Here is a 21,790-nt window from a genome sequence, read left to right as displayed (position 1 = left end):
AAACCTCCTAGATTCGGGTACGCCGGTTGGCGAGTCTCTCGGCTGCCAGCCGGAGATCTGCGACCAGGTCGGCGAACGCCTGTTCTCGTTGTTCGGCGGGTCCGCGCAGGACCGCTGATGGGTGTGCGGTGGCGATGATGTCGGGCCTGGCCCGTAGTGATTCGAGGGCGCTGTCGTCAGGGAGCTGGAGTGCCTCGCCCCGATGTGCGGTCAACCGGAAGCTGTTGCCCATCAGTGCTTTCGATGCTGTCGCGCCGAGCAGTACGACGATCTCGGGGTCGATGGCATCGAGTTCGGCCAGCAGCCAGGGCCGGCAGGCGACGACCTCGGTTCGGCTGGGCGTCTTGTGAATTCGGCGCTTTCCGCCGGCCGCGCGGGTGAATTTGAAGTGCTTCACAGAGTTCGTCAGATAGATGGTGCCGCGATCAAGTCCGGCTGACACCAGCGCCTTGTCGAGCAGTCGTCCGGCTGGACCGACGAACGGCTGCCCGGCGAGATCCTCGCGGTCCCCGGGCTGTTCACCCACCAGCACCATCCTCGCCGTCTCGGCGCCTGCGCCGAACACCGTCTGGGTCGCCTCGCGAAACAGGTCACAACCCTCACAGGTCTGCGCGGCCTCCGCCAGAGTGCCGAGGTCGCCGGCACCGGGGAGGAAGTGCTCGGCTCCGGAAGTCACCATGTTGAGGCACTTACCCAGCATCCCAGAGAAGTAAGCCCAGCAACTCCGCGGTGTTTGACGGCCCTGACGACGGGTAGCCGAGTGCGCAATTGCCGCGCTGAAGGTCGGCGCGGAGCGTGATGGGAGTACCGATGAAGGCAGTGACTTGGCACGGTCGGCGCGATGTGCGCGTCGACACGGTGCCGGACCCGAGGATCGAACAACCCACCGACGCGGTCATCGAGGTCACGTCGACGAATATCTGCGGTTCTGACCTGCACCTCTACGAGGTGTTGGGTGCCTTCATGAACGAAGGTGACATCCTCGGTCACGAGCCCATGGGGATCGTGCGAGAGGTCGGTTCCGAGGTGGGCGACCTGGCGGTCGGGGACCGCGTGGTCATCCCGTTCCAGATCTCTTGCGGCAGTTGCTTCATGTGTGACAAGCAGCTCTACACCCAGTGTGAGACCACGCAGGTCCGCGAGCAGGGGATGGGGGCAGCGCTCTTCGGCTATTCCGAGTTGTACGGGTCGGTGCCCGGTGGACAGTCCGAACTGTTGCGGGTGCCGCAGGCACAGTTCACCCACATCAAGGTTCCCGACGGCCCGCCGGATTCGCGGTTCGTCTATCTCTCCGATGTGCTGCCGACCGCGTGGCAGTCGGTGGCCTATGCCGACATCCCCGATGGCGGGTCGGTGACGGTGCTCGGTCTGGGGCCGATCGGCGACATGGCGGCCCGGATCGCAGCGCACTTGGGCTATGAGGTGATCGCCGTCGATCTGGTGCCCGAGCGGCTGGCCCGCGCCGAGGCCCGCGGCATCCGCACCGTGGACCTGCGCGCGCTCGACACCGGCGTCGGCGACGCGATCCGGGAGCTCACCGCAGGGCGAGGCACCGACTCGGTGATCGACGCGGTGGGTATGGAGGCGCACGGATCACCCGTCGCGCAGGCCGCGCAGCGGCTCACCGGGCTGCTACCGGATGCGGTGGCCAAGAAGATTTTGCAGACCGCGGGGGTGGATCGTCTCGACGCGTTGCACTCGGCCATCGACATCGTTCGTCGCGGCGGGACCATCTCGCTGATCGGGGTCTACGGCGGAATGGCGGACCCGATGCCGATGCTGACGCTGTTCGACAAGCAGGTCCAACTGCGGATGGGACAGGCCAACGTCAAGAAATGGGTCGACGACATCATGCCGCTGCTGACCGATGAGGATCCGCTGGGTGTGGACACTTTCGCAAGCCACACGCTGCCGCTGCACGATGCGCCGCACGCCTACGACATCTTCCAGAAGAAGCAGGACGGTGCGGTGAAGATGGTGCTCAAGCCGTAGACCGGCCCGCCGGGGATCACTGCCCGAAATCACGCGTGGTGTCGCCGGTGCTGCGGAACAACACCCGGGCAGCGATCGCCACGGCGTGATCGGCGAACCGCTCGTAGAACCGGCCCAACAGCACGAGGTCGATGGCCGCGGGCACTCCGTGGCTCCACGCCGGCGACATCACGGTGGTGAACAGCCGGCGGTGCATGTCGTTCATGGCTTCGTCGTCATCGCGGATTCGGCTCGCCCGCACCGGATCTCCGTCGATGATGACGGAGGCGGCATCCTCGGCCAGGTCGACCGCGAGATTACCCATCTCGGTGAACTGACCCACCACGTCATTGGGAAGGACCGGGTCGGGGTGCCGCAGCCGGACGATACGGGCGACATGAGCGGCCAGGCCGCCCATCCGGTCGGCGTCGGAGGTGATGTGCACCGCCGCGACCACGACCCGCAGGTCGCTGGCCACAGGTGCCTGGCGCGCGAGGACCGCCAGCGCCGCCTGGTCCACCTCGCGGCGCATCCTGGACAGCACCTCGAGTTCGGTCAGCACCCGCTCGGCTGCCTCGAGGTCCACGGTGAGCAGCCCGACCGTCGCGAGCTGCATGGCCTCACCCGCCAGCTCACACATCCGGGCCAGGTCAGAGTTGATCGCATCCAGCTGCTGGTGGAATTCGGTACGCACCGGATCTCCTCTCCCCGCAGCCGAGCGTGTACCCATCGAGCCGTTTTGTATGCATCGCCGCGTTTCGGGCCGCTCCCGGTCGGGCACCCTGCGCGGATCAGGATATGAGGAACCGGAGGTGTGACAATGCCCAATTCGTCTATCAAGAACGAGAAGATGTATGAGGATCTGCGCGAGCAAGGCAACTCCAAGGAGAAAGCCGCCCGCATCTCCAACGCTGCGGCAGCCCGGGGCAAGTCAGCGGTGGGGAAGAAGGGCGGAGAGTCGGCAAGCTACGAGGACTGGACGGTTCCGGAGCTGAAGAACCGCGCCAAGGAACTGGGGATCTCCGGCTACTCGGACCTGACCAAGAGCAAGCTGATCGACACGCTGCGCAACCACTGACAGCCGGCTGGCTTCTAAGAGTGCGGAGCGGCTGCACCGCCCCGGATCAGGCCCTCACCGAGCTCGTAGTCATCGTCGGCGTGCCGAACCGAGCGTCATGCGGTGATCCGCAGCCGGTCGGCGAGTACCAGGAAGGCCACCGCGTAGTCGTTCTCGGCGGTAGCCGCCCGCACCTGCTGCCAGTCGAACCGCTCGCGCACCCCACGCACCGCCGGCAGCAGGGAGGTGAAGTCACAGAAGTGCTCTCCCAGCGCGAGCAACTTCTGGATCAGCACGGTTGTCGGGGTCAGCACCGGGATCCTGATCGCCATGACGTCGTGCTCCTCTGCCCGGTCGAGATGCTCGGCGCCCACGGCGACACCGTTGACCCGGTGCAGTACGTCGACGACCACGTCTTCGGCGTGCGCCTTGAACAACCAGTCCTCCGGGGTGCGCTCGATCACGAAACCCGCCTTCGCCAGCGTCGTCGCGGCGGCTTCGGTGTCGGCCTCGGCGACGACGAAGTCGACGTCGTGCACCGGCTCCGGCGCCCCGAAAACCCAGAGCGCATAGCTTCCCGCCAGAGCGAACCTCGGCCCGTGTTCCTTCAGTGCCGAGGCCGCGGATCTCAGCGCGCGGCGCAGCTGTTCGTCACGCGGACGCATCATCGGCGCTCCCTTGTATTCAGCGGCTTGTATCCAGCGGCATTGTTCGGCAGCGCCGTCGGTGGGTAACTGGTACCCGTGCGTATCGCGACTTTCAACATCCTCCACGGCCGGACGGTGCACGACGGCGTCGTGGACCCCGACCGACTGCGGGCGTGTATCCGCGAACTGGACCCCGACGTGCTGGCTCTGCAGGAGGTGGATCTCGAGCAGGACAGGTCGGGCCGCGCTGACCTGACCTCGGTGGCGGCCGAGGCAATGGGCGCCGTCGCACACCGCTTCGTCGCTGCCATCGCCGGCACGCCGGGCGCCACCTGGATGGCGGCGACCGGCGAGGAACAACCCGGCACTGCCGCCTACGGAATCGCGCTGCTGTCCCGGTTCCCCGCGACGAGCTGGCAGGTGGTGCGGCTGCCCAGGATCCCGACGCGGTTCCCGATGTATCTGCCGGGCCCCAACCGTGTCATCGTCGTCGACGAGGAGCCCAGAGCTGCGGTTGTCGCCCAACTGGACACTCCGCTGGGTCCGATGTCGGTCGCGAACACCCATCTGTCTTTTGTGCCCGGATGGAACCGCCACCAACTGCGACGACTGATCAGGGATCTGCGGGGCATGCCCGGGCCACGCCTGCTGATGGGTGACCTCAACCTGTCGCCGGCCGCGGCGGCGAGGTGGACGCGGATGCGTGCGCTGGCCGACGTGGCAACCTTTCCCGCCGAAGCTCCGGACCGCCAGCTCGATCACATCCTCACCGACCATCCGGGCCTCCGCGGGAGCGGGTGCCTGGCACCGGCTGCATCACTGTCCGACCATCGCCCGCTGCTCGTGGAGGTCGAGGCGAACCTCCCCGATTGACGCCGGCCGTTTGGCCAGCGAACGTGCGGGTATTGCTCGACTGCGCCGTCGATCGTGTGGGCGCCTGCGAATAAAGGAGTCCTTCATGACAGCTCGACGACTGGTCCGTGGCGCGATGGTGGCGGTGCTCGGTGCCTGGGCAACGCTGATCGGGGTGCTCGCCCCGTCCGCCGTGGCGCAACCGTGCCCCGATGTCGAGGTGGTGTTCGCCCGCGGCACCGGTGAAGCGCCCGGGGTCGGCGGAATCGGACAGGCCTTCGTCGACGCGGTGCGCGCCCAGGCCGGCGGCCGGACCGTCGGGGTGTACGCGGTGAACTATCCGGCAGGCAGCAACTTCGAGCAACGCGAGATCTTCGCCTCGACGGTGATCGACGGCGTGCGGGACGCGGCGAATCATGTCCAGGCCATCGCGGCCAACTGCCCGGACACCCGGCTGATCCTGGGCGGATACTCCCAGGGTGCGGTGGTGGCGGGGTTCGTGACCTCCGACGTCGTGCCCAGCAGTGTGCCCGCCGAGGTGGCACCCGAGCCGATGCCGGCGGAGGTGGCCGACCATGTCGCCGCGGTCGTGCTCTTCGGCACGCCGTCGGGTGAGTTCCTGCAGAGGTACGACGCGCCGGCCATCACCATCGGCCCGCTCTACGCCGACAAGACGCTGCGACTGTGCACCCCCGGGGACACCATCTGCTCGGGTGCCGCCGACGGCGGGCCGACGCTGGCGCACGCGCTGTATCCGTTCAACGGAAGCATCAACGAGGGCGCGGCATTTGCCGTGGGCCGGTTGTAGCGCGACGCTCAACCGCCCGCCGGCACCGGGTATCGGTCGTTGACGTCGGCGTCGGTGTCTTTTCGCGCGCAGTGCGCGCAACAGAAGATGCCTTCTTCGGTCTCGACTCCGTGGCCCAAGATGCGGCACCCGCAATGCCCGCACTCCGGTGCCAGCTGTACGGCCGCACATTCGACGCTGTCGAACGTGGCCGACCGGCCGTCCGGCCAGCTCACGGTGAACGCCTTGTCGTAGTCGTTTCCGCAGGTGTCGCAGATGGACATGGAACCTCCTGATGGACCTGATGGATTTATGACTTCGAGGTCATGTTCCCGCCGCTGCCGGCGGCAAACCTGGCCATCCGAGCTGAGCAATTGATTAGTGCACGATCTATTCGTGTGCGACCGGGTAGAATGGATCCGTGACCTCCGCAGTCGACCCCGACCTCGATCCGCTGGCCTTGGAGCGGCAGGTGTGCTTCGCGCTGGCGGTCACCAACAGGGCGGTGCTGGCGGTCTACCGGCCGCTGCTCGAGCCCCTGGGGCTGACCCATCCGCAGTACCTGGTGATGCTGACGATGTGGGACCACCACAGGTCGACTCCCGATGATCGGGCGCCGCTGTCGGTCAAGAAGATCGCCACCGCGCTGCAACTCGACTCGGCCACGCTGTCCCCGATGCTGAAGCGGCTCGAAACAGTGGGGCTGCTCACCCGCTCCCGGAGCGCGGCCGACGAGCGCGCGACCGATGTCGAGTTGACCGCCGCCGGCCTCGCGCTGCGCAGCCGAGCCCTCGGGATTCCTGCCGCCGTGGTCTCCCGCCTCGGCGTCGACCTGGCCGAACTCGAGGAGCTGCACCGGGTGCTGACCACCATCAACTCCGCCGCGCTTGCGGCGGGCACACTCCGATACCGATGACGAACAACAACAGGGAGGCCGACGTGGCCACTGACCGACCATCGCTTGCGCAGTACATCGGCTACTCGTACGGGCGCCGCCTGCCGTCGTCGATGAGTCGCTGGGTTGCCGAGGACCTCGCCGCTCAGGGAGCCGTGCGCAGGCACATGATCCGGATGGCGATTCCGCCGCTGTTCGTCCTGGCGCCGCTGTGGCTGCTTCCCGCGTCGCTGTACGTGCATCTGGAGATGACGGTGCCGATCTACATCTGGAGCCTGTTGATGGCGCTTGCGCTGAACAAGGTGTGGCGCAGGCACCGGCTGGCGCAGCACGGCCTCGATCCGAACCTGGTGGACGTGATCAACCGGAAGAAGAAGGCCCATATCGACGAGGCCTACGCGCGGCGCTTCGGCCCCCGTCCGGAATCAGCGCAGTGGCAGTCCAACAGCAACCCTTTTCACTGAAACCCGAGTTCCTGGGTGCTCAACCGCCGTCGTAGCGCACCCGGGCCAGTTCGCGGTCCGGATCGGCACCACGTCCTCGTTCTGATCGAACGCACGGCCGCGCAGGCCCACGTCTCGTCCGCTCTGGTGCTCCAGCCGGCGGCGCGGCAGCGCGCCCGGGTTGGCGTCTTGCAGCCACGCCACCATGCCCTCCCGGACGTCGCACCGCAGGTCGAACAGTGCGCCCGCGTTGGGTGCGCTGACCAGCATCCGTACCCGGACGTAACCCTCGACCGCATCCGTTGCCTGCAGCACACCGACACGCCCGTCCCACAGCGGGTTCGCGTGCAGCAACCGGTCCAGCTCGGCGCGCATCTCGTCGAACGGCACCGTGAAGTCGACGTCGAGTTCGGCGGTGCCGAGCAGTTCGGTGGCGTTGCGGGTCCAGTTCCGGAACGGCGTCGTGGTGAAGTAGGTGCAGGGCAGGCGCGGCCAGGCTGGCGATCAACCATGTGATGGTGGCGATCAGCACCAGCACGAGTGCATGGTCGAGCCAGCCGCGCCAGCTCGATTCGGGATCGGAGACCCGGTGCACCGCCGCCGACGCGGCGATCACCATCAACTTGGCGCGCACCGGGCGTCGGGTCAGCTGCGCGATGTCGTTCACCACGCTGCTGCGCCGGCCGAGGCGCTGGACGGCCCAGGAAAGCCCGAGCCCGATGCCGTAGGCGATCGCGACGGCACCGACGATCCATCCGGCTATGACAGCGAAGTCGCTCGCGGGCTGGAAGATTTCGGGCATGGGATGTCTGCTCCTGAATCGGTGTGAAAACCCGTTGGGCACCCATTTGGGCGTAGACGTAGAGGTCTTCCCGGTGCCGCGCGCGGGCCAAACGCGAGACCCCCCGATCAGGGTTTTGAGAGTGAACTCACAATGGGCAGCCCGTCGCGGGCATCGGTACTCTTGGCCGCATGACCACTGCCGGGACCCCCGACGGCGGGCTGCTGGCGCGTGCGGGTGGTGTCAGCGGGCTGATCTACACCGCGCTTCCCGTGACCACTTTCGCGGTGGTGTCCCCTGTCGCCGGACTCGTGCCGGCGATCATCGCCTCGTTGTCCGCCGCGGCCGTGGTCCTGGGCTGGCAGCTGTTCCGTCGGGGCTCCACCCGTCCGGCGGTGCTGGGATTCGCCGGCGTCGGTGTCTGTGCGGCATTCGCGTACGTCACCGGTCAGGCCAAGGACTTCTACCTGCCCGGCATCGGGATGTATCTGGTGCTGGCCATCGTGTTCACGGTGTCGGTCCTGATCCGGCGGCCGCTGGTCGGAGTGGTCTGGGCCAGGGTGACCGGGCGAGACGACACCTGGCGGCGGGTGCCCAGGGTGCGGCTGGCCTTCGACATCGTCACGGTCACGATGGCGGTCGTGTCCTGGTCGCGGTTCCTGGTCCAGTACTACCTGTACGACACCGACCAGGAGGCTCTGCTCGCCGCCGCCCGGATCGCGATGGGCTGGCCGGTGTTCGTGGTGACCTCGTCGGTGATCTATCTGGCCATCCGCACGGCGATGCGCGCTCTGCCCCACGCGGCCGCTGCCTGACCGGCACGCAACAGCCGGCCCGGTGGTTTGGGTCGCGGCGTAGGGGGCATTTAGAGAACGCAACGCTGAACCCCGATCGGGGATTCTCACCGAGGAGACCACGTGACCACCGCTTACACGGATTTTGATGAGCTCGCCGTGCCCGCGGGGATCTATCCCCCCCAACAGGATTCGCACCTGCTCATCGAAGCCATGACCGGGACCGGGCTGGTGTCCGGAGCCCGCGTCGCCGACCTGTGTACCGGCAGCGGCGTGGTCGCGATCGCGGCCGCGGCCGCCGGAGCGGCAGAGGTCACCGCGTTCGACATCTGTCCGCAAGCGGTGCGCCATGCCCGCCAGAGCGCACTGACCGAAGAGGTCGACGTCCGGGTCCATCGCGGTTCCTGGTCGCGCGCCGTGGAATTCGCGCCCTTCGACCTCGTCGTCGCGAACCCTCCCTACGTGCCGCACGGCCCTGCGGACGACACCGACTCCATCCCGGTGACGGCTGGTCCGGCCCAGGCGTGGAACGCCGGAGCCGACGGCCGGATGATCCTGGATCCGCTCTGTGCTGCAGCCCCGCTCCTGGTCGACGACGGCGGCACCATGATGGTGGTGCAGTCGGAGTGCTCGGACATCAAGAAGACGCTGACGGCGCTGCGCGCTCACGGCATGCATGTCGAGGTGGTGGCACAACAGTTCATCCCGTTCGGTCCGGTGATGTCGGCGCGTGCGCAGTGGCTGACCCGGGTGGGGCTGCTGCCCCCCGGACGTCGGGAGGAGAGGCTCGTGGTGATCCGGGCGGACGCGCCGTGAGCGGAGACCCGCGCCTGGTACGCGTCGTTCCCGCAGGTCCGGTGATGGTCGAGGGCCCGGTCCGCATCGAGATGCCCGACGGCAGCGTCGTGGAGTCCGACCGGTTCATGGTCGCCATCTGCGCGTGCCGGCGATCAAAGACCTATCCGCTGTGCGACACCAGCCACCGCCGCCGGTCAGGCCAGCGGACTCCGCAGTGACGGCCGCCCGTCCCGCCAGCAGTGCATGAGGTGGTCGGCCAATCGTCCCTCGACCACGTCGAAGGCCCGGATACCGAACACCACGTCACGTTCGAGTTGGGGTTCGCGGGCGATCAGGTCACCGACCACGTCCGTCCTGACCACCTGCTCGTGAACGGCGTCGGCCTCGACATGCTCGAGGTAGAAGGCCCGGCACGGCATCGGCGCCTCGAAGCGCTCCAGCGCCTGGACCATCCGGCGCGACCCGGGCGGTGAGGTGACCTCGGTGGCGGCGAAGTGTCCCACCGACGATCCCCGCAGCCGGCGGTGCAGACCGAACATCGACATCAGGTTCACCACCGCCAGGGTCGGGGCGGGTACGTCGGCCAGGTAGCCCAGATACGACGTGTCCAGATCCGCCGCGGCCATCAGGTCGGCGAACAGCTGCTGATGCAGCCGGGAGCCCTTGCCGCCCCCGAACTCGTCGAATTCCACTGCCACGAACGAAGCCTTGGCCTGGCCGGTGAGGCGCGGGATGGTCCACGCGTGGGGATCACCCTCTTTGAGGTGGTAGAGCGACCGGTGGGCGAAGTACTCCCGCATCTGCTCCCAGGTGCCTTCGTCGCGCAGGTAGTACGACGGGCCGCTGCCCTCGACAGGCTCCACGCACAGTGCGTCCAGCTCCGCCGCGGCCGAGGTGTCGGCGTCGATATGGCCCACCTCGTCACCGACCGCGGCCAGGAACAGTTCTTCGAGGCGGCCGCGCAGGTGCAGCAGGCTCGGGTTCCATTCCCAGCCGGCGTCCACGTCGGCGAACCCGCGGTAGTGCAGTTCGTAGCATATGTAGAGGGTGAGCTGGACGTCGATGCCGTATGGATCGGCATCGGCGAGCGAGGTGACCACCCGCATCAGGTGGTGGTGCGGAGCGCGTTCGGTCAGCAGGTCGATGACCGACATCGAGATCGGCCCACGAGGTTCGGGCAGCACCGGTTGCAGAAGGGTCGGCATCACGAACGGTCTAGTACCCGGCTGGATCACGACCAAACCGGGCCCACCAGCACCGCGGAAGTCACTACCCGAAGCCGACCTGCGATACACCTCACCCGAGGTTTCTCACATCTGCGAGATCGGTCTGTACAACTCGGCGTCGACGGGTAACCCACAAATCAGGCGCACTCATGCGCTGACCGAAACTCTCTAGATATCAAGGGGTGTACCAACTGATGGCATCACCGACTACGTCGACCACACTGACCACTTCGACCCTTGTTGCGCAGCTGCGCAGCCTGCTGGACCTGACTCACACCGAGATCCAGGTCGCCGAGACCCGCGTGGTTCAGGCCCGAACCGAGGCGGTGCGGACCGAGCTGCAGCAGAACGCCGACAACGCGCGCATTCGCGCAGAGGCGATCGAGAAGGCGATCCGCGACCTCGGTGGCTTCCCCGACGTCATCGGTCCGTTCCTGGGCCGCGCCGCCGCCGCCGTGAAGGCGCTGACCGAGCAGGCGGAGCCGTTCGACGAGGCGCTTCTCGGTGACCTCGCGCTGGAGGGCCAGCTCCTGGACCGTGCACGCTACGTCAAGGCGCTGGCGGTGGCCGCCAAGCACAAGGATGTCGAAGACCTGGCGACACGCCTGATCACCGCGCACTCCGCGACGGTGGAGTGGCTGACGACGGTGCTCGCAGAGGACGCCCTCGGTGGGCCCGCAGCGCTGCGGCGGACCCCGCTGCAGGCAGCCGCCGGAGTGGCGGTCAGGTTCGTCAACCTGCCGCTGACATGGTCGACACGCAGCGCCGAGCGAGCGGCGGAAGCCGTGCGATCGGTGCGGCCGGCGGTCTCCGAGTTGGTGAACCGCGGTTCACGGACCGGTGACATCGCCTCCAAGACCTTCGCGGGTGCGCGCAACTCGGCGCTGGAAGCCGCCGAGCGGGTCGCCCGTGAGCAGGGAGCCGACCAGGCCGCAGACGCAATCCATGCCGCCCGCGGCGCTACCGGCATCCTCGACGAGACCGAGTTGCCGATCGCCGATTACGACGACCTGAACGTCAACGAGGCCGCCAGCGCGGTGAAGGAGTTGACCGACCCGGCAGACATCCGGGTGATCGTGGCCTACGAGGAAGCGCACAAGGACCGCCAACGTGTGGTGTCCGCGGCGCAGACCCGCCTTGCCGCCATCGCGCAGGAAGTGGTGGGTATCAGCTGACCTGCTGAAATTCAGTTTGTGACCGGACCGGCGCGGGTGTCTCACCCGCGCCGGTCTCGGCGTTTGACCGAGCTGTTACCGGGTAACCGACGTGCCGATCGATGCGTTCTGAGGTGAGTTCAGTGTGGACCGCAGTGCTGTACGGGGTGGCGGCATCCAGCTCATTGGTCATCGGCGCTGGTATCGGGGCCCGGTGGACCCCTCCGGCGCAGCTCACACGCGTGCTGCTGGCCTTCGCCAGCGGAGCGCTGATCTCGGCTCTGGCATTCGAACTGTTCGAGGACTCGTTCCGACTGGGCGGCCCGTTGCGCTCCGGCCTCGGCCTGCTCGCCGGGGCGGCAGCATTCATCCTCATCGACTGGCTGTTGGAGCGGCGCAACCCGGGCAGTTCGGCGGCCAGAGGAGGTGTCGGGCTCGCCCTTCTCGCAGCGGTCACCCTCGACGGCGTGCCGGAGAACCTCGCGCTCGGAGTGACTCTGGTTGGCGGCGCATCCTTGTCATTGCTGGTCGCCATCTTCTTCTCGAATCTGCCAGAGGCGTTGGCGGGCAGCGTGTCCATGCGCGAAGGCGGAATGAGCCCGGGCGCTGTGATGGCGACCTGGACGATCTGCGCGGTGTTGCTCGCGGCGGCGGTGGTGGCGGGCCGGATGGCGGCAGGCGGACTGCGGCCCGAGGTGGTGGCGGTCGCGCTGGCGTTCGCCGGTGGTGCGGTGCTGGCCTCGGTCGCCGACACGTTGATGCCTGAAGCATTCGAACACGGTCGGCCGCTGAACGCGTTCGCGACGGCCGGCGGGTTCTTCCTGTCCTACGTGTTGTCCGTCTGAACGGGTGTTATCCGTCTGAGCGGCCGGCATCCTGCCCGATCAGGCCGCCCCAGTGCTGGTAGACGACGGTGCGGGCGACGGACTCCACGCCTTGGTTGGTGGCTCCGCTGACCAGGCTCACGAGTTCCCTTGCCACCGCGGATGTGGACAGACCCGCCGCGCGGGCCACCGAAACCAGTTCGGCGATGGCGCTTTCCGGTGCGCACCTGCGCAAGCCCACCAGGACACCTTCAGCCATGTGCAGGTTCCTCGCTCGGGCGACCGCATCTTCGAACACGGGATCGGACCATGCCGGATTCCAGTCGTTGATCACTGATGCTCCTGTCTACGTTCGCCACTTGCCGCCGTGCCTCGACTGCGGCTTTCGGTGTGCGCGACCCCCCGTGCCGCGCAGGCCACCCGGTCCAGGGCGACTGACCCTGACGGATGAATGCTCCCCGGCTGCATACCCAATCGCCGATACGTTATATCCGGCGGCTGGGCGAACCCTGTGCGTTGCGCCGGATCAGTCCCACTCAGGCGCCGTGGCGGCGGGCAACCTGCTGTTTGATCTTGTCCGGCAGGGCATCTGCCGCCACGAGGGTGGGCATCAAGGCCGGCTCGAGCATCAGCGCGCGGAACACCACGCCGACGGTCACCGGGTGGTCCGGACGCGCGATGATCTGTATACGGTCGCCGGCGCGCATGGTGCCGGGCTCGATGACCCGAAAATACGCACCGGGAATCGCTGCGGCGGTGAAAGTCTTGATCCAGCCCGGGATCCCCAGCCATGTGGAGAAGGTCTTGCAGGGCGTGCGCGGGCTGGTGACTTCCAGGACCAGTCCGTCGTCTCCGACTGCCCAACGTTCGCCGACAAGGCAGTCGGTGAGGTTCACGCCCGATGTGGTGATGTTCTCGCCGAACATGCCGTTGCTGATGTCACGGTCGAGGCGGGACTGCCAGTCGTCGAGATCCTCGCGGGCATAGGCGTACACGGCCTGGTCGTCACCGCCGTGGTGGCGCGAGTTACCGATCGAGTCACCCACGACACCGCTGCCCAGCCCGCCCTTCCTCGGCCCGGGAGCACGCACGGCGAGCGGCTCGGCGCTGGGACGCTTGTCGATGCCGGTGCGCAGCGCGCCGAGATCAACGGCCGCGGGTGCCGTGTTCACAGTCAGGACCGAGGCCATACGTAAGGTTAGATCAACCGAGGCAACGCCTCAGAGGTCGGCCAGATCGTCCGGAACGTCGACCGCGTATCGGCTGAGCACCTCTGCGGGCACCGATTCCAGCGCGCGTTCGTGCGTCGAGGCCAGGACCACCGGGCACGCGTGACCGTCCTCGTGCGCCCGCAGCCAGTTCAGGGCGGTGACGCACCAGCGGTCGCCCGGCACCAGGCCGGGGAATCGGTAGGCGGGCATGGCCGTCGCCAGGTCGTTGCCGATCGAGCGCTGGTGCTCGAGGAAGTCTGCGGTCACGACCGCACAGATGGTGTGGCGCCCCAGGTCCTCGTCGCCGGTGCTGCAGCAACCGTCGCGGTAGAAGCCGGTCATCGGCTCGGTACCGCACGGCTCCAGCGGCCCGCCCAGCACGTTGCGTTCAGCGATCGTGTCCTCAGCCATCACGTCAGTATCACCGGTCGAGCGCCCGGAGGTGGGACGACGCCGCCCGCGCTCAGATGCTGAGCTTGCGGTAGCGCTGCAGGCGCCGGACGCTCTGGGCAGGCGGCGCCGCGGTGGCGGTGTGCAGCGCCGCGCTGAGCTGCCGCCGGACGTCGTCCACGTCCAGCCCCATCCCGATCGCCACCAGGCAGCTCGTGGTCGCGTGGGCGGGCGCGGGAGCGATGTGGATCGACGGCCCCACGACGTTGACGACGTAGACGCGGGTGGAGGTCCGGTAGCGCACCGCGATGGTGCCCTTCATGCGGTACACCCCGGTCGGTGGTTGCTCGAGTAGGTCGATGACCGCGCCGGGATCCACACACCCGTCACCGACCACCGTGACCGAATCCGCGTGGACGTGGTCATGGGCGGTGTCGCGGTCGTGGTCGTGGTCGTGGTCCGGGTCCGGTTCGCTGTCGAAGAGCAGTTCTCGGAACGTCAACTGCCCCGCCTCCTCGGCGGCAGAGACGTCGTAGAGCAGCGCCGGGTCGATGCGTCCCGCGGTTGCGCCCACGACCTGTGCGTGCGGGTTGCGGTCGCGGACCCGGCTCTCGATGCGCTGCAGCACGGTGGTTTGTTCACCGGCAGCGATCTGGTCGAGCTTGTTGACGACCACCAGCGTGGCGACGCCGTAACGTGCCGGCGGGCTGGCGTCCCGGTCGACGGTGTCGAAGTGGGTGGCTGCGTCGATGACGTCGACGATCCCGCCGGGGCGCACGTTGTCCACCCCGCTGAAGCGGATGATCCGCGAGATCGCCACCGGGTCGGCCAGGCCGCTGGCCTCGACGATGATGGCGTCCAGGCGCAGCTTGGGATCGGCGAGGCGGGCCAGGGCGAGGTCGAGTCCGCCCTCGTCGGGCAGGCAGCAGATGCAGCCGCCGGCGATCGAGGCGGGCTCGTCCACCTGCCCCGTGACCAATCCGGCGTCGACGTTGAGTTCGCCGAAATCGTTGATCACCACGCCGATCCGCGCGCCCGGGCTACGCAACACGTGGTTGAGCAGGGTGGTCTTGCCCGCGCCGAGATGACCGGTCAGCGCGATCACGGGAACCCTTTGCACACTTCTCCTTTCGGCGATATGCGAGCTGCGGTCAGATCAGCGGAAGCCGGCCGCCCCGCCGTCGACCATGATCGTCTGCGCCGTGACGAACGACGCTTCGTCGCTGAGCAGAAACCTCACCACCGGCCCGATGTCGGAACCGACGTCGCCCAGCCGGCCCAGCGGAACACCGCGCACCGTGCGCTCATAGGTCTCCGGAGCCATCTCCCGCCACATCCTGATGCTCTCCGTCTCGGCGAACGGGCACACCACGTTGACCCGGATGTTGTCTCGGCCCCATTCCAGCGCAGCGACTTTCGACATCCCGCGGATGGCCTCCTTGGCGCCCGCGTAGGCACCGAACTTCGGCTTGCCGAAGGTGCCCGAGCCCGATCCGAGGTTGACGATGCTGCCGCCGCCGCCGGCGACGAACACCGGGTACACCGCCTGCATCAACTCGAAGGTCGCCCGCGGACCCACGTCGAAGACCAGGTCGTAGTCCTCGCGGGTGATGGCCTGGAACGGCTTGGGCTCGTTGGTGGCGATCGCGTTGTTCACCAAACCGTGCAACCCGCCGAAGGTCTCGACCGCTGAGTCGACGATGCGGGCTGCGCAGCCGTCCTCACGCAGATCGGCGCCCAACCCGACCGCGCCGCGGCCGGGACCCCCGAGTTGCTCGACGGTCGCGCTGAGCAGCTCCGGGTCACGGTCCACCAGCAGCACCGAGGCGCCACGCTCGACAAGAGCGGACGCGATGCCCTTGCCGACACCACGGGCCGCCCCGGTCACGATCACGGTCTTGCCATCCATGCTCGCTACCGTAGCCACCGCTGTTCGTCGGGTGTGCGACGCACCAAAAGGCCGGGCCTGATCTCGGGGGGAATCAGACCCGGCCCTTCGGCCACGGTTGTGGAGTTATGCGTTCAGATCAGGGCGCGGGGATGGTTGCGCAGCCCACACCGGGGATGCAGCCGCTGGCCCCGCCCGGTCCGGCGGTGCCGCTCGGCCCACCTGGGATGGCGCCGGTGGCGCCTTCGGGTCCTGCGGCGCCGCTGACGCCACCGGGATTGGTGCTACCGCTGACGCCACCGGGTCCCGCCTCACCGGCAGGGCCGCCGGGAATCGCGCCTTCGGCGCCACCAGGTCCGGCTTCACCGACGGGTCCGCCGGGGACGCCTCCGGCAGCGCCGCCGGGTCCGGCCACGCCGCCCGGGCCGCCGGGAATGGCGCCCGCAGCGCCACCGGGTCCGGCGACGCCGCCGGGACCACCGGGGATGGCGCCCGCGGCACCGTCGGGACCGACGTAACACGGCGTTCCGTCAGCATTGACGCACGCCGGCGGCGGCGGCGGAGGCGGCGGCGGATTGGTGTTGAACGGGCTCTGCGCAAACGTCAGAGGAGCCGTCGCGATCGCAGTCGCCGCAGCGCCTGCGAAGAGCAGGGAACCGAGGGTTCGGGGAGAGGTCCGGGGAGAAGTGGTCTTGTTTCGCATGCCGAAGAAATTGCCCACCGATACCAAAACGAAACCAACAAACTGACGATTTTTCTAGGTTGCCTAGGCATGTGCCCGGCGCGGGTGGTGGCATCCTGGCCGAATGGGACTGCTCTTCCGCCTGGCCGAGTTGTTGCTCATCCTCGTGCCACTGGCCGGTGTGGGCTATGCCACCTTCAGGGCCATCACCTCTGCACGCGGTCGCCGTGCGGCCGAGCTTCCGCCGGAGGCCGAACCGCGCCCCGATGCCGCTGCCGCGCAGCGGCGGGCGATCACCCGGACCATCGAGGAACACGACCGGACCGACACGCGCTGGCTCGAATACGAGCTCGACGTCGCCAAGCTGCTCGACTATCCGTTGATGACCGACATGCGTGACCCGCTCACCGAGCGTTTCCACCGGGCCAAACTGCGGTCGGACTTCCTGCGCCCCGCGGATGTGGCCGACCTCGTGGACGACCGCGACGCCACCCGCGAATATCTGGACGCGGTGCAGGAGTACGTCACCGCCTTCGATGTCGCCGAAGCCGAGGCGATCCGGCGGCGCCGCACCGGCTTCTCCAGCGAGGACCAGGAGCGGCTCGGCCGTGCGCAACGCCTGCTGCGGGTTTCGGCCGACACGGCGGCGACGACCCAGGAACGCGAGCGGGCCTACCGGCTGGCGCGGCGGGAGCTCGACGGCCTGGTCGTGCTGCCCGAACGCGCCCGAGTCGCCCTCGAGCGCGGAATCTCCGGCGAGCTGGGCGCTTAGGAATTCAGCGCCGCGTCCGCGACATCCAGGGCGCGATCCAGGATCGCGACGCCCTCCCGGGCCAGCTCCTCGGTGACGATGCACGGCGGCACCACGTGGATGCGGTTGTAGTTGGCGAACGGCAGCAACCCGGACTTCTTACATTCTGCGATGACGGAATTCATCGCGGCACTGGAACTGCCGTACGGCGCCAGCGGCTCCCGGGTCTGCTGGTCGGCAACGAGTTCGACCGCCCAGAACACGCCGGCACCGCGCACCTCGCCGACGCAGCGGTGCCGCCCGGCCATCTCACGCAGCGCGGGTCCGAGGACCTCACTGCCGATCCTTGCGGCGTTCTCGACGATGCCCTCGTCGGCCATCGCGTTGATCGTCGCGACGGCGGCGGCTGTGGCAAGCGGATGCCCGGAGTACGTCAGCCCGCCCGGGTAGGCCCGATGAGCAAAGGTGTCGGCGATGGCGGGGCTGATCGCCACGCCGCCGAGGGGCACGTAACCCGAGTTGACGCCCTTGGCGAAGGTCAGCAGGTCCGGGACGACGTCGAAATGGTTGATGGAGAACCACTTTCCGCTGCGGCCGAAACCTGCCATCACCTCGTCGGCGATGAAGATGATGCCGTACTCGTCGCACAGCGCCCGCACTCCGGCGATGTAGCCGGGCGGCGGCACCATGATGCCGGCGGTGCCGGGTATGGGCTCGAGGATGATCGCCGCGATGGTCGACGGCCCCTCCATGCGGATGGTTTCGTGCAGATGATCGAGCGCGCGCTCGGTCTCTTCGGCCTCGGTGGTGGCGTGGAAGCGCGACCGGTAGAGGAACGGACCGAAGAAGTGCACGACGCCGGCATTGCCGTGATCGTTGGGCCAGCGCCGCGGATCACCGGTCAGGTTGATCGCGGTCTCGGTGCCGCCGTGATACGAGCGGTAGCGGGCCAGCACCTTGTACCGGCCGGTGTGCAGGCGGGCCATCCGCACCGCGTGCTCGACGGCGTCGGCGCCGCCGTTGGTGAAGAAGATCTTGTCGAGGTCACCGGGTGTCCGCTCGGCGATCAGCCGGGCGGCTTCGGAGCGGGCATCGTTGGCATGCTGGGGCGCCACCGTACAAAGCTTCGCCGCCTGATCGGCAATGGCGGCAACAACTTTGGGATGCTGGTGGCCGATGTTGGTGTTCACCAGCATCGAGGAGAAGTCGAGCAGCCGGTTGCCGTCACCGTCCCAGACGTGACAGCCCTCGGACGCCACGATCGTCATCGGTGAGATGTCGGCCTGGGCGGACCACGAATGGAACACATGGGCGCGATCGAGCTCGTAGGTGCGGGCGGCCTCGGCGCGGGCCGCCTCGACGCTCAGACCATTGGGCAGCTGGGTGGTTTCGTTCAGCACAGTCATGACCGTGAAGACCTATCTGGTTGATGTGTCCCAAACCGTACTCTTGCGTGGGTTGATCAGGCGTTTTGAGGGAAGCCGAGTTCGATGCCGCCGTGGCTGGGGTCGAGCCAGCGTTGGGTGATGGCTTTTTGGCGGGTGTAGAAGTTGACGCCGTCGGTGCCGTGGGCGTGGGCGTCGCCGAATAGCGAGTTTTTCCAGCCGCCGAAGCTGTAGTAGGCCATGGGGACGGGGATGGGGACGTTGATGCCGACCATGCCGACCTGGACTTCGTTTTGGAAGCGGCGGGCGGCGCCGCCGTCGTTGGTGAAGATGGCGGTGCCGTTGCCGTAGGGGTTGGTGTTGATCAGTTCCAGGGCTTGGTCGTAGGTGTCGACGCGGACGACGGACAGGACGGGGCCGAAGATTTCGTCGGTGTAGACGCTCATGTCGGGGGTGACGTGGTCGATGAGGGTGGGTCCGAGCCAGAAGCCGTCTGCACCACCGTTGGGGGTGACGGTGCGGCCGTCGACGACGATTTTGGCGCCGTCGGCTTCGCCGGCGTCGATGTAGCCGGCGACTTTGTCGCGGTGGGCTTGGGTGACCAGGGGGCCCATGTCGCAGTCTTGGGTGCCGTCGCCGATCTTGAGCGGTGTGGTGCGTTCGGTGATTTTGGCGACCAGGTCGTCGGCGATGGGTCCGACGGCCACACATGCGGAGATGGCCATGCAGCGTTCCCCGGCGGAGCCGAAGCCGGCGTTGACCATGGCGTCGGCGGCCAGGTCGAGGTCGGCGTCGGGCAGGATGACGGCGTGGTTCTTGGCGCCGCCGAGGGCTTGGACGCGTTTCCCGGCGGTGGTGGCGGTGGTGTAGACGTACTGGGCGATGGGGGTGGAGCCCACGAAGCTGACGGATTTGATCGTGGGGTTGGTGAGTAGTTCGTCGACGGCGGTCTTGTCGCCTTGTAGGACGTTGAACACCCCGGGTGGTAGGCCGGCTTCGGCCCACAGCGCCGCGATCCACAGTGAGGCCGACGGGTCTTTCTCGCTGGGTTTGAGGACCACGGTGTTGCCGCAGGCGATGGCGATGGGGAAGAACCACATCGGGACCATGGCGGGGAAGTTGAACGGGGAGATGACCGCGACCGGGCCCAGGGGTTGGCGGATGGAGTAGACGTCGACCTTGGTCGAGGCGTTCTCGGTGAATCCGCCTTTGAGCAGGTGCGGGATGCCGCAGGCGAACTCGACGACTTCCTGGCCGCGCGAGACTTCACCGAGGGCGTCGGAGACGACTTTGCCGTGTTCGGCGGTGATGATCTCGGCGAGTTCACCCTTGCGTTCGTTGAGCAGCTCCCGAAACCGGAACAGTACCTGAGTCCTCTTGGCCAGCGAGGTGTCCCGCCAGGCCGGGAACGCCGCCGCGGCAGCATCGATCACCACACGCGCATCCTCGACGGTGGCCAACGCCACCTGCCCGGTGACCGCACCCGTCGCCGGATTCGTCACCGGCGCCGAGGCGCTGCTCGCACCCGCGAACTCCTTGTTACCCACCCAATGAGAAATACGCTGCATGACCCCAGTCTGGTGCGGTGTGGCCGCCGAAACGGGCGACAGAGTGTCTCTGAATACTCCGATCCCTTTACATTGTGTTCATGACACTGACCGTAGGGGACGTCATCGGGTTGCCCGTGGTGCAGTCCGGTGCCCCGGAGGTGCTCTCAGCACGACGCTGGGACGAGCCGCTGCGGTGGGTGCACGGCAGCGACCTGGCCGATCTGTCCGCCCTGCTGCAGGGCGGCGAGCTGGTGCTGACTACCGGCGCGGCGCTGGCGCGGTCACCGCGAAAGTATCTGCAGCGCCTGGCGTCCGCCGGCGCGATCGGCGTGGTGGTGGAGCTGGGGGACCGGCTGCCGGTCCTTCCGGGCAATGCCGCGCCGATCGCGGAGGAACTCGGCCTGGCGCTGGTCGTGCTGCACCGTCCGATCCGGTTCGTCGAGGTGACCGAGGCGGTGCACCGCAGGATCGTCGCCGAACAGTACGAGGAGGTCGCCTTCGATCGCCGCGTTCACGAGACGTTCACCGAGCTGAGCATGCGCAGAGCCTCGGTCGCGGGGATCGTGGACGCCGCAGCCCGGATGCTCGACGAACCCGTTGTGCTGGAGGATCTTTCGCACCGTGCGCTCGCGGTGTCCGCAGGTGCCCACGCCTCTACGCTCCAGGACTGGGAGCGCCGCTCGCGACGGAGTCCGGGTGCCGGCGGCGAGTCATGGGCGACGACGGCGGTCGGACCCCGCACCGAGGAGTGGGGACGTCTGGTCGTGCCACGCTCTCCGGCGGACTCCGGTCGGGCGACGATGGTCCTCGAGCGCGCGGCCGCGGCACTGGCTTTGCACCGGATGATCGAACGCGACCGGTCCGGGCTGCAGCAGCAGGCCCAGAGCGGTCTGATCGACGACGTGCGCCAAGGCCGGATCACCGAGGAACGCGAGGCCGCCGCCCGGGCGCACGCACTCGGGCTCCGGGCCTCGACGCACTACCTCCCGGCCGTGGTCAGGGTCGAACGACACAAGCGGGCCGGCGATCCTGTTGCCCGCCATCGCCGCAATGTCGCCCTGCTCGACGCCGTCGCGCACACCGTCAACGCGGCCGGCCACACGGGGCTGTTCGCACTGCGCGGTGACGGCGAGGTCGGCGCCGTCCTCGCGCTGAAGGACTCCAAAACCTCCGCGGTGCCGAAATCCCTGACGGCGCTCGGCGAAGCGTTGCGCCGCGAGGTCACGCGCGTCGACGCCCCGCAGAATTCGGTACTGGCGTTGGCCGTTGAGGTGAACGCGGTGACGGACGCCATCGCCGGGCTCGCCGAAGCCGCTCACATCGCCGAAGTGGCGCTGTCGATGGGGGATCCGCGGCCCTACTTCCGTGCCGCGGACACCAGGCTGCGTGGTCTCGTCACGCTGCTCCGCGACGACAGACGGGTACAGCGGTTCGCCGAGACCGAGCTCAGACCACTGCTGGCAGAAGATGACCGGGTCGCCCCTTCCGACATCGCGGTGCTGCGCGAGTACCTGGCCGCCGCGGGAAACAAGGTGGCTGCCGCCGAGCGGCTGCACATCAGCCGGCCCGCGCTGTACAAGCGCCTGGCTCGCATCGGCGACCGTCTCGGGGTCGATCTCGACGACGGCGAGTCCAGGACGTCGCTGCACGTCGCGCTGCTGGTTCTCGATGCGCGTAGCCGGGCCGAGGCTACGCCCGGTTAGC

At 68.0% G+C, this 21,790-nt stretch carries 26 protein-coding genes and 1 pseudogene; 13 read left to right on the top strand and 14 right to left on the bottom strand.

Translation table 11 applies throughout. From position 1 onward, the window contains the following. Positions 1 to 7: 7 nt before the first annotated feature. Positions 8 to 679: a UdgX family uracil-DNA binding protein gene (locus G6N53_RS03440; protein ID WP_163887154.1), complete on the bottom strand. Its 672-nt coding sequence runs from the start codon at positions 677 to 679 to the stop codon at positions 8 to 10. A 131-nt stretch (positions 680 to 810) separates the two neighbouring features. Between G6N53_RS03440 and G6N53_RS03435 the strand changes: the two genes are divergently transcribed. Then, on the top strand, positions 811 to 1,992 hold the full coding sequence (locus G6N53_RS03435; RefSeq protein WP_163887152.1) for a zinc-dependent alcohol dehydrogenase: 1,182 nt from the start codon (positions 811 to 813) through the stop codon (positions 1,990 to 1,992). A gap of 16 nt (positions 1,993 to 2,008) precedes the next feature. Here the strand turns inward: G6N53_RS03435 and phoU are convergent, their stop codons facing one another. Continuing rightward, positions 2,009 to 2,665, bottom strand: coding sequence for a phosphate signaling complex protein PhoU (phoU, locus tag G6N53_RS03430; protein ID WP_163887150.1), 657 nt, complete (start codon positions 2,663 to 2,665; stop codon positions 2,009 to 2,011). Between the two features lie 126 nt (positions 2,666 to 2,791). On the opposite strand from phoU, the gene G6N53_RS03425 reads away from it, so the two are divergent. Then, positions 2,792 to 3,049 (top strand): DUF7218 family protein, encoded by a 258-nt coding sequence (locus G6N53_RS03425; RefSeq protein WP_163887148.1) that lies wholly within the window; start codon positions 2,792 to 2,794, stop codon positions 3,047 to 3,049. A gap of 95 nt (positions 3,050 to 3,144) precedes the next feature. Here the strand turns inward: G6N53_RS03425 and G6N53_RS03420 are convergent, their stop codons facing one another. Next, positions 3,145 to 3,693 carry a nucleotidyltransferase gene (locus G6N53_RS03420; protein ID WP_163895411.1) on the bottom strand — a complete coding sequence of 183 codons (549 nt, stop codon included), beginning with the start codon at positions 3,691 to 3,693 and terminating at the stop codon, positions 3,145 to 3,147. 78 nt (positions 3,694 to 3,771) lie between these two features. Between G6N53_RS03420 and G6N53_RS03415 the strand changes: the two genes are divergently transcribed. After that, positions 3,772 to 4,548, top strand: a complete 777-nt coding sequence (locus tag G6N53_RS03415) for an endonuclease/exonuclease/phosphatase family protein (RefSeq protein ID WP_163887146.1) — start codon at positions 3,772 to 3,774, stop codon at positions 4,546 to 4,548. An 85-nt stretch (positions 4,549 to 4,633) separates the two neighbouring features. Then, the gene (locus tag G6N53_RS03410) at positions 4,634 to 5,335 is read left to right on the top strand and encodes a cutinase family protein (protein WP_163887144.1); all 702 of its coding nucleotides are present in this window, start codon (positions 4,634 to 4,636) and stop codon (positions 5,333 to 5,335) included. A gap of 8 nt (positions 5,336 to 5,343) precedes the next feature. Here the strand turns inward: G6N53_RS03410 and G6N53_RS03405 are convergent, their stop codons facing one another. Then, positions 5,344 to 5,598, bottom strand: a complete 255-nt coding sequence (locus G6N53_RS03405) for a metallothionein (protein ID WP_163887142.1) — start codon at positions 5,596 to 5,598, stop codon at positions 5,344 to 5,346. Between the two features lie 137 nt (positions 5,599 to 5,735). Here G6N53_RS03405 and G6N53_RS03400 point away from each other — a divergent pair, with 137 nt between their 5' ends. Next, the gene (locus G6N53_RS03400) at positions 5,736 to 6,230 is read left to right on the top strand and encodes a MarR family winged helix-turn-helix transcriptional regulator (protein ID WP_163887140.1); all 495 of its coding nucleotides are present in this window, start codon (positions 5,736 to 5,738) and stop codon (positions 6,228 to 6,230) included. Continuing rightward, positions 6,227 to 6,673: a DUF5313 domain-containing protein gene (locus tag G6N53_RS03395; RefSeq protein WP_163887138.1), complete on the top strand. Its 447-nt coding sequence runs from the start codon at positions 6,227 to 6,229 to the stop codon at positions 6,671 to 6,673. Before G6N53_RS03400 ends, G6N53_RS03395 begins: the two co-directional genes overlap by 4 nt. Here the strand turns inward: G6N53_RS03395 and G6N53_RS03390 are convergent. Further along, positions 6,635 to 7,454 (bottom strand): annotated as a pseudogene (locus tag G6N53_RS03390) (hypothetical protein). The gene G6N53_RS03395 and the pseudogene G6N53_RS03390 sit on opposite strands and share 39 nt — an antisense overlap. 170 nt (positions 7,455 to 7,624) lie before the next feature. On the opposite strand from G6N53_RS03390, the gene G6N53_RS03385 reads away from it, so the two are divergent. The 3 genes from G6N53_RS03385 (at position 7,625) to G6N53_RS03375 (ending at position 9,243) form a co-directional block, all read left to right on the top strand. After that, positions 7,625 to 8,248 (top strand): DUF3159 domain-containing protein, encoded by a 624-nt coding sequence (locus G6N53_RS03385; RefSeq protein WP_163887136.1) that lies wholly within the window; start codon positions 7,625 to 7,627, stop codon positions 8,246 to 8,248. Between the two features lie 102 nt (positions 8,249 to 8,350). Next, positions 8,351 to 9,043 carry a HemK2/MTQ2 family protein methyltransferase gene (locus G6N53_RS03380; RefSeq protein ID WP_163887134.1) on the top strand — a complete coding sequence of 231 codons (693 nt, stop codon included), beginning with the start codon at positions 8,351 to 8,353 and terminating at the stop codon, positions 9,041 to 9,043. Positions 9,044 to 9,087: 44 nt separating this feature from the next. Continuing rightward, a complete protein-coding gene (locus tag G6N53_RS03375) occupies positions 9,088 to 9,243 on the top strand; it encodes a CDGSH iron-sulfur domain-containing protein (protein ID WP_163895409.1) in 156 nt (51 codons plus the stop codon). On the opposite strand, the gene G6N53_RS03370 is transcribed toward G6N53_RS03375, so the two are convergent. Next, positions 9,220 to 10,230, bottom strand: a complete 1,011-nt coding sequence (locus G6N53_RS03370; protein ID WP_163887132.1) for an iron-containing redox enzyme family protein — start codon at positions 10,228 to 10,230, stop codon at positions 9,220 to 9,222. The two genes, G6N53_RS03375 and G6N53_RS03370, sit on opposite strands and share 24 nt — an antisense overlap. A gap of 215 nt (positions 10,231 to 10,445) precedes the next feature. On the opposite strand from G6N53_RS03370, the gene G6N53_RS03365 reads away from it, so the two are divergent. After that, positions 10,446 to 11,426: a coiled-coil domain-containing protein gene (locus G6N53_RS03365; RefSeq protein ID WP_163887130.1), complete on the top strand. Its 981-nt coding sequence runs from the start codon at positions 10,446 to 10,448 to the stop codon at positions 11,424 to 11,426. A 122-nt stretch (positions 11,427 to 11,548) separates the two neighbouring features. Continuing rightward, positions 11,549 to 12,250 carry a ZIP family metal transporter gene (locus tag G6N53_RS03360; RefSeq protein ID WP_163887127.1) on the top strand — a complete coding sequence of 234 codons (702 nt, stop codon included), beginning with the start codon at positions 11,549 to 11,551 and terminating at the stop codon, positions 12,248 to 12,250. A 7-nt stretch (positions 12,251 to 12,257) separates the two neighbouring features. Here the strand turns inward: G6N53_RS03360 and G6N53_RS03355 are convergent, their stop codons facing one another. From G6N53_RS03355 to G6N53_RS03330, 6 genes are all read right to left on the bottom strand, one after another. After that, on the bottom strand, positions 12,258 to 12,488 hold the full coding sequence (locus G6N53_RS03355; RefSeq protein ID WP_163887125.1) for a hypothetical protein: 231 nt from the start codon (positions 12,486 to 12,488) through the stop codon (positions 12,258 to 12,260). A gap of 277 nt (positions 12,489 to 12,765) precedes the next feature. Then, the gene (locus G6N53_RS03350) at positions 12,766 to 13,419 is read right to left on the bottom strand and encodes an MOSC domain-containing protein (RefSeq protein WP_163887123.1); all 654 of its coding nucleotides are present in this window, start codon (positions 13,417 to 13,419) and stop codon (positions 12,766 to 12,768) included. 30 nt (positions 13,420 to 13,449) lie between these two features. Further along, positions 13,450 to 13,836 carry a DUF2237 family protein gene (locus tag G6N53_RS03345; RefSeq protein WP_163895407.1) on the bottom strand — a complete coding sequence of 129 codons (387 nt, stop codon included), beginning with the start codon at positions 13,834 to 13,836 and terminating at the stop codon, positions 13,450 to 13,452. Between the two features lie 67 nt (positions 13,837 to 13,903). Further along, positions 13,904 to 14,950, bottom strand: a complete 1,047-nt coding sequence (locus G6N53_RS03340; protein WP_163887121.1) for a CobW family GTP-binding protein — start codon at positions 14,948 to 14,950, stop codon at positions 13,904 to 13,906. A 36-nt stretch (positions 14,951 to 14,986) separates the two neighbouring features. Beyond that, positions 14,987 to 15,739: an SDR family NAD(P)-dependent oxidoreductase gene (locus G6N53_RS03335; protein WP_163887119.1), complete on the bottom strand. Its 753-nt coding sequence runs from the start codon at positions 15,737 to 15,739 to the stop codon at positions 14,987 to 14,989. A gap of 118 nt (positions 15,740 to 15,857) precedes the next feature. Next, complete coding sequence (locus G6N53_RS03330) at positions 15,858 to 16,421, bottom strand: hypothetical protein (RefSeq protein WP_163887117.1); 564 nt, start codon at positions 16,419 to 16,421, stop codon at positions 15,858 to 15,860. Positions 16,422 to 16,524: 103 nt separating this feature from the next. Here G6N53_RS03330 and G6N53_RS03325 point away from each other — a divergent pair, with 103 nt between their 5' ends. After that, the gene (locus G6N53_RS03325; protein ID WP_163887115.1) at positions 16,525 to 17,172 is read left to right on the top strand and encodes a hypothetical protein; all 648 of its coding nucleotides are present in this window, start codon (positions 16,525 to 16,527) and stop codon (positions 17,170 to 17,172) included. On the opposite strand, the gene G6N53_RS03320 is transcribed toward G6N53_RS03325, so the two are convergent. Beyond that, positions 17,169 to 18,557, bottom strand: a complete 1,389-nt coding sequence (locus G6N53_RS03320; RefSeq protein ID WP_163887113.1) for an aspartate aminotransferase family protein — start codon at positions 18,555 to 18,557, stop codon at positions 17,169 to 17,171. The genes G6N53_RS03325 and G6N53_RS03320 overlap by 4 nt on opposite strands. Before the next feature lie 56 nt (positions 18,558 to 18,613). Further along, on the bottom strand, positions 18,614 to 20,104 hold the full coding sequence (locus G6N53_RS03315) for a CoA-acylating methylmalonate-semialdehyde dehydrogenase (protein ID WP_163887111.1): 1,491 nt from the start codon (positions 20,102 to 20,104) through the stop codon (positions 18,614 to 18,616). Positions 20,105 to 20,184: 80 nt separating this feature from the next. Between G6N53_RS03315 and G6N53_RS03310 the strand changes: the two genes are divergently transcribed. After that, positions 20,185 to 21,789: a PucR family transcriptional regulator gene (locus G6N53_RS03310; protein ID WP_163887109.1), complete on the top strand. Its 1,605-nt coding sequence runs from the start codon at positions 20,185 to 20,187 to the stop codon at positions 21,787 to 21,789. Position 21,790: the final 1 nt, after the last annotated feature.

Origin of the sequence: Mycolicibacterium hippocampi, assembly GCF_010723735.1 — a bacterium.
Classification (GTDB): Bacteria; Actinomycetota; Actinomycetes; order Mycobacteriales; family Mycobacteriaceae; genus Mycobacterium; species Mycobacterium hippocampi.
Note: the sequence above shows the minus strand (reverse complement) of the source record. Positions and strands in the feature narration are given on the sequence as shown.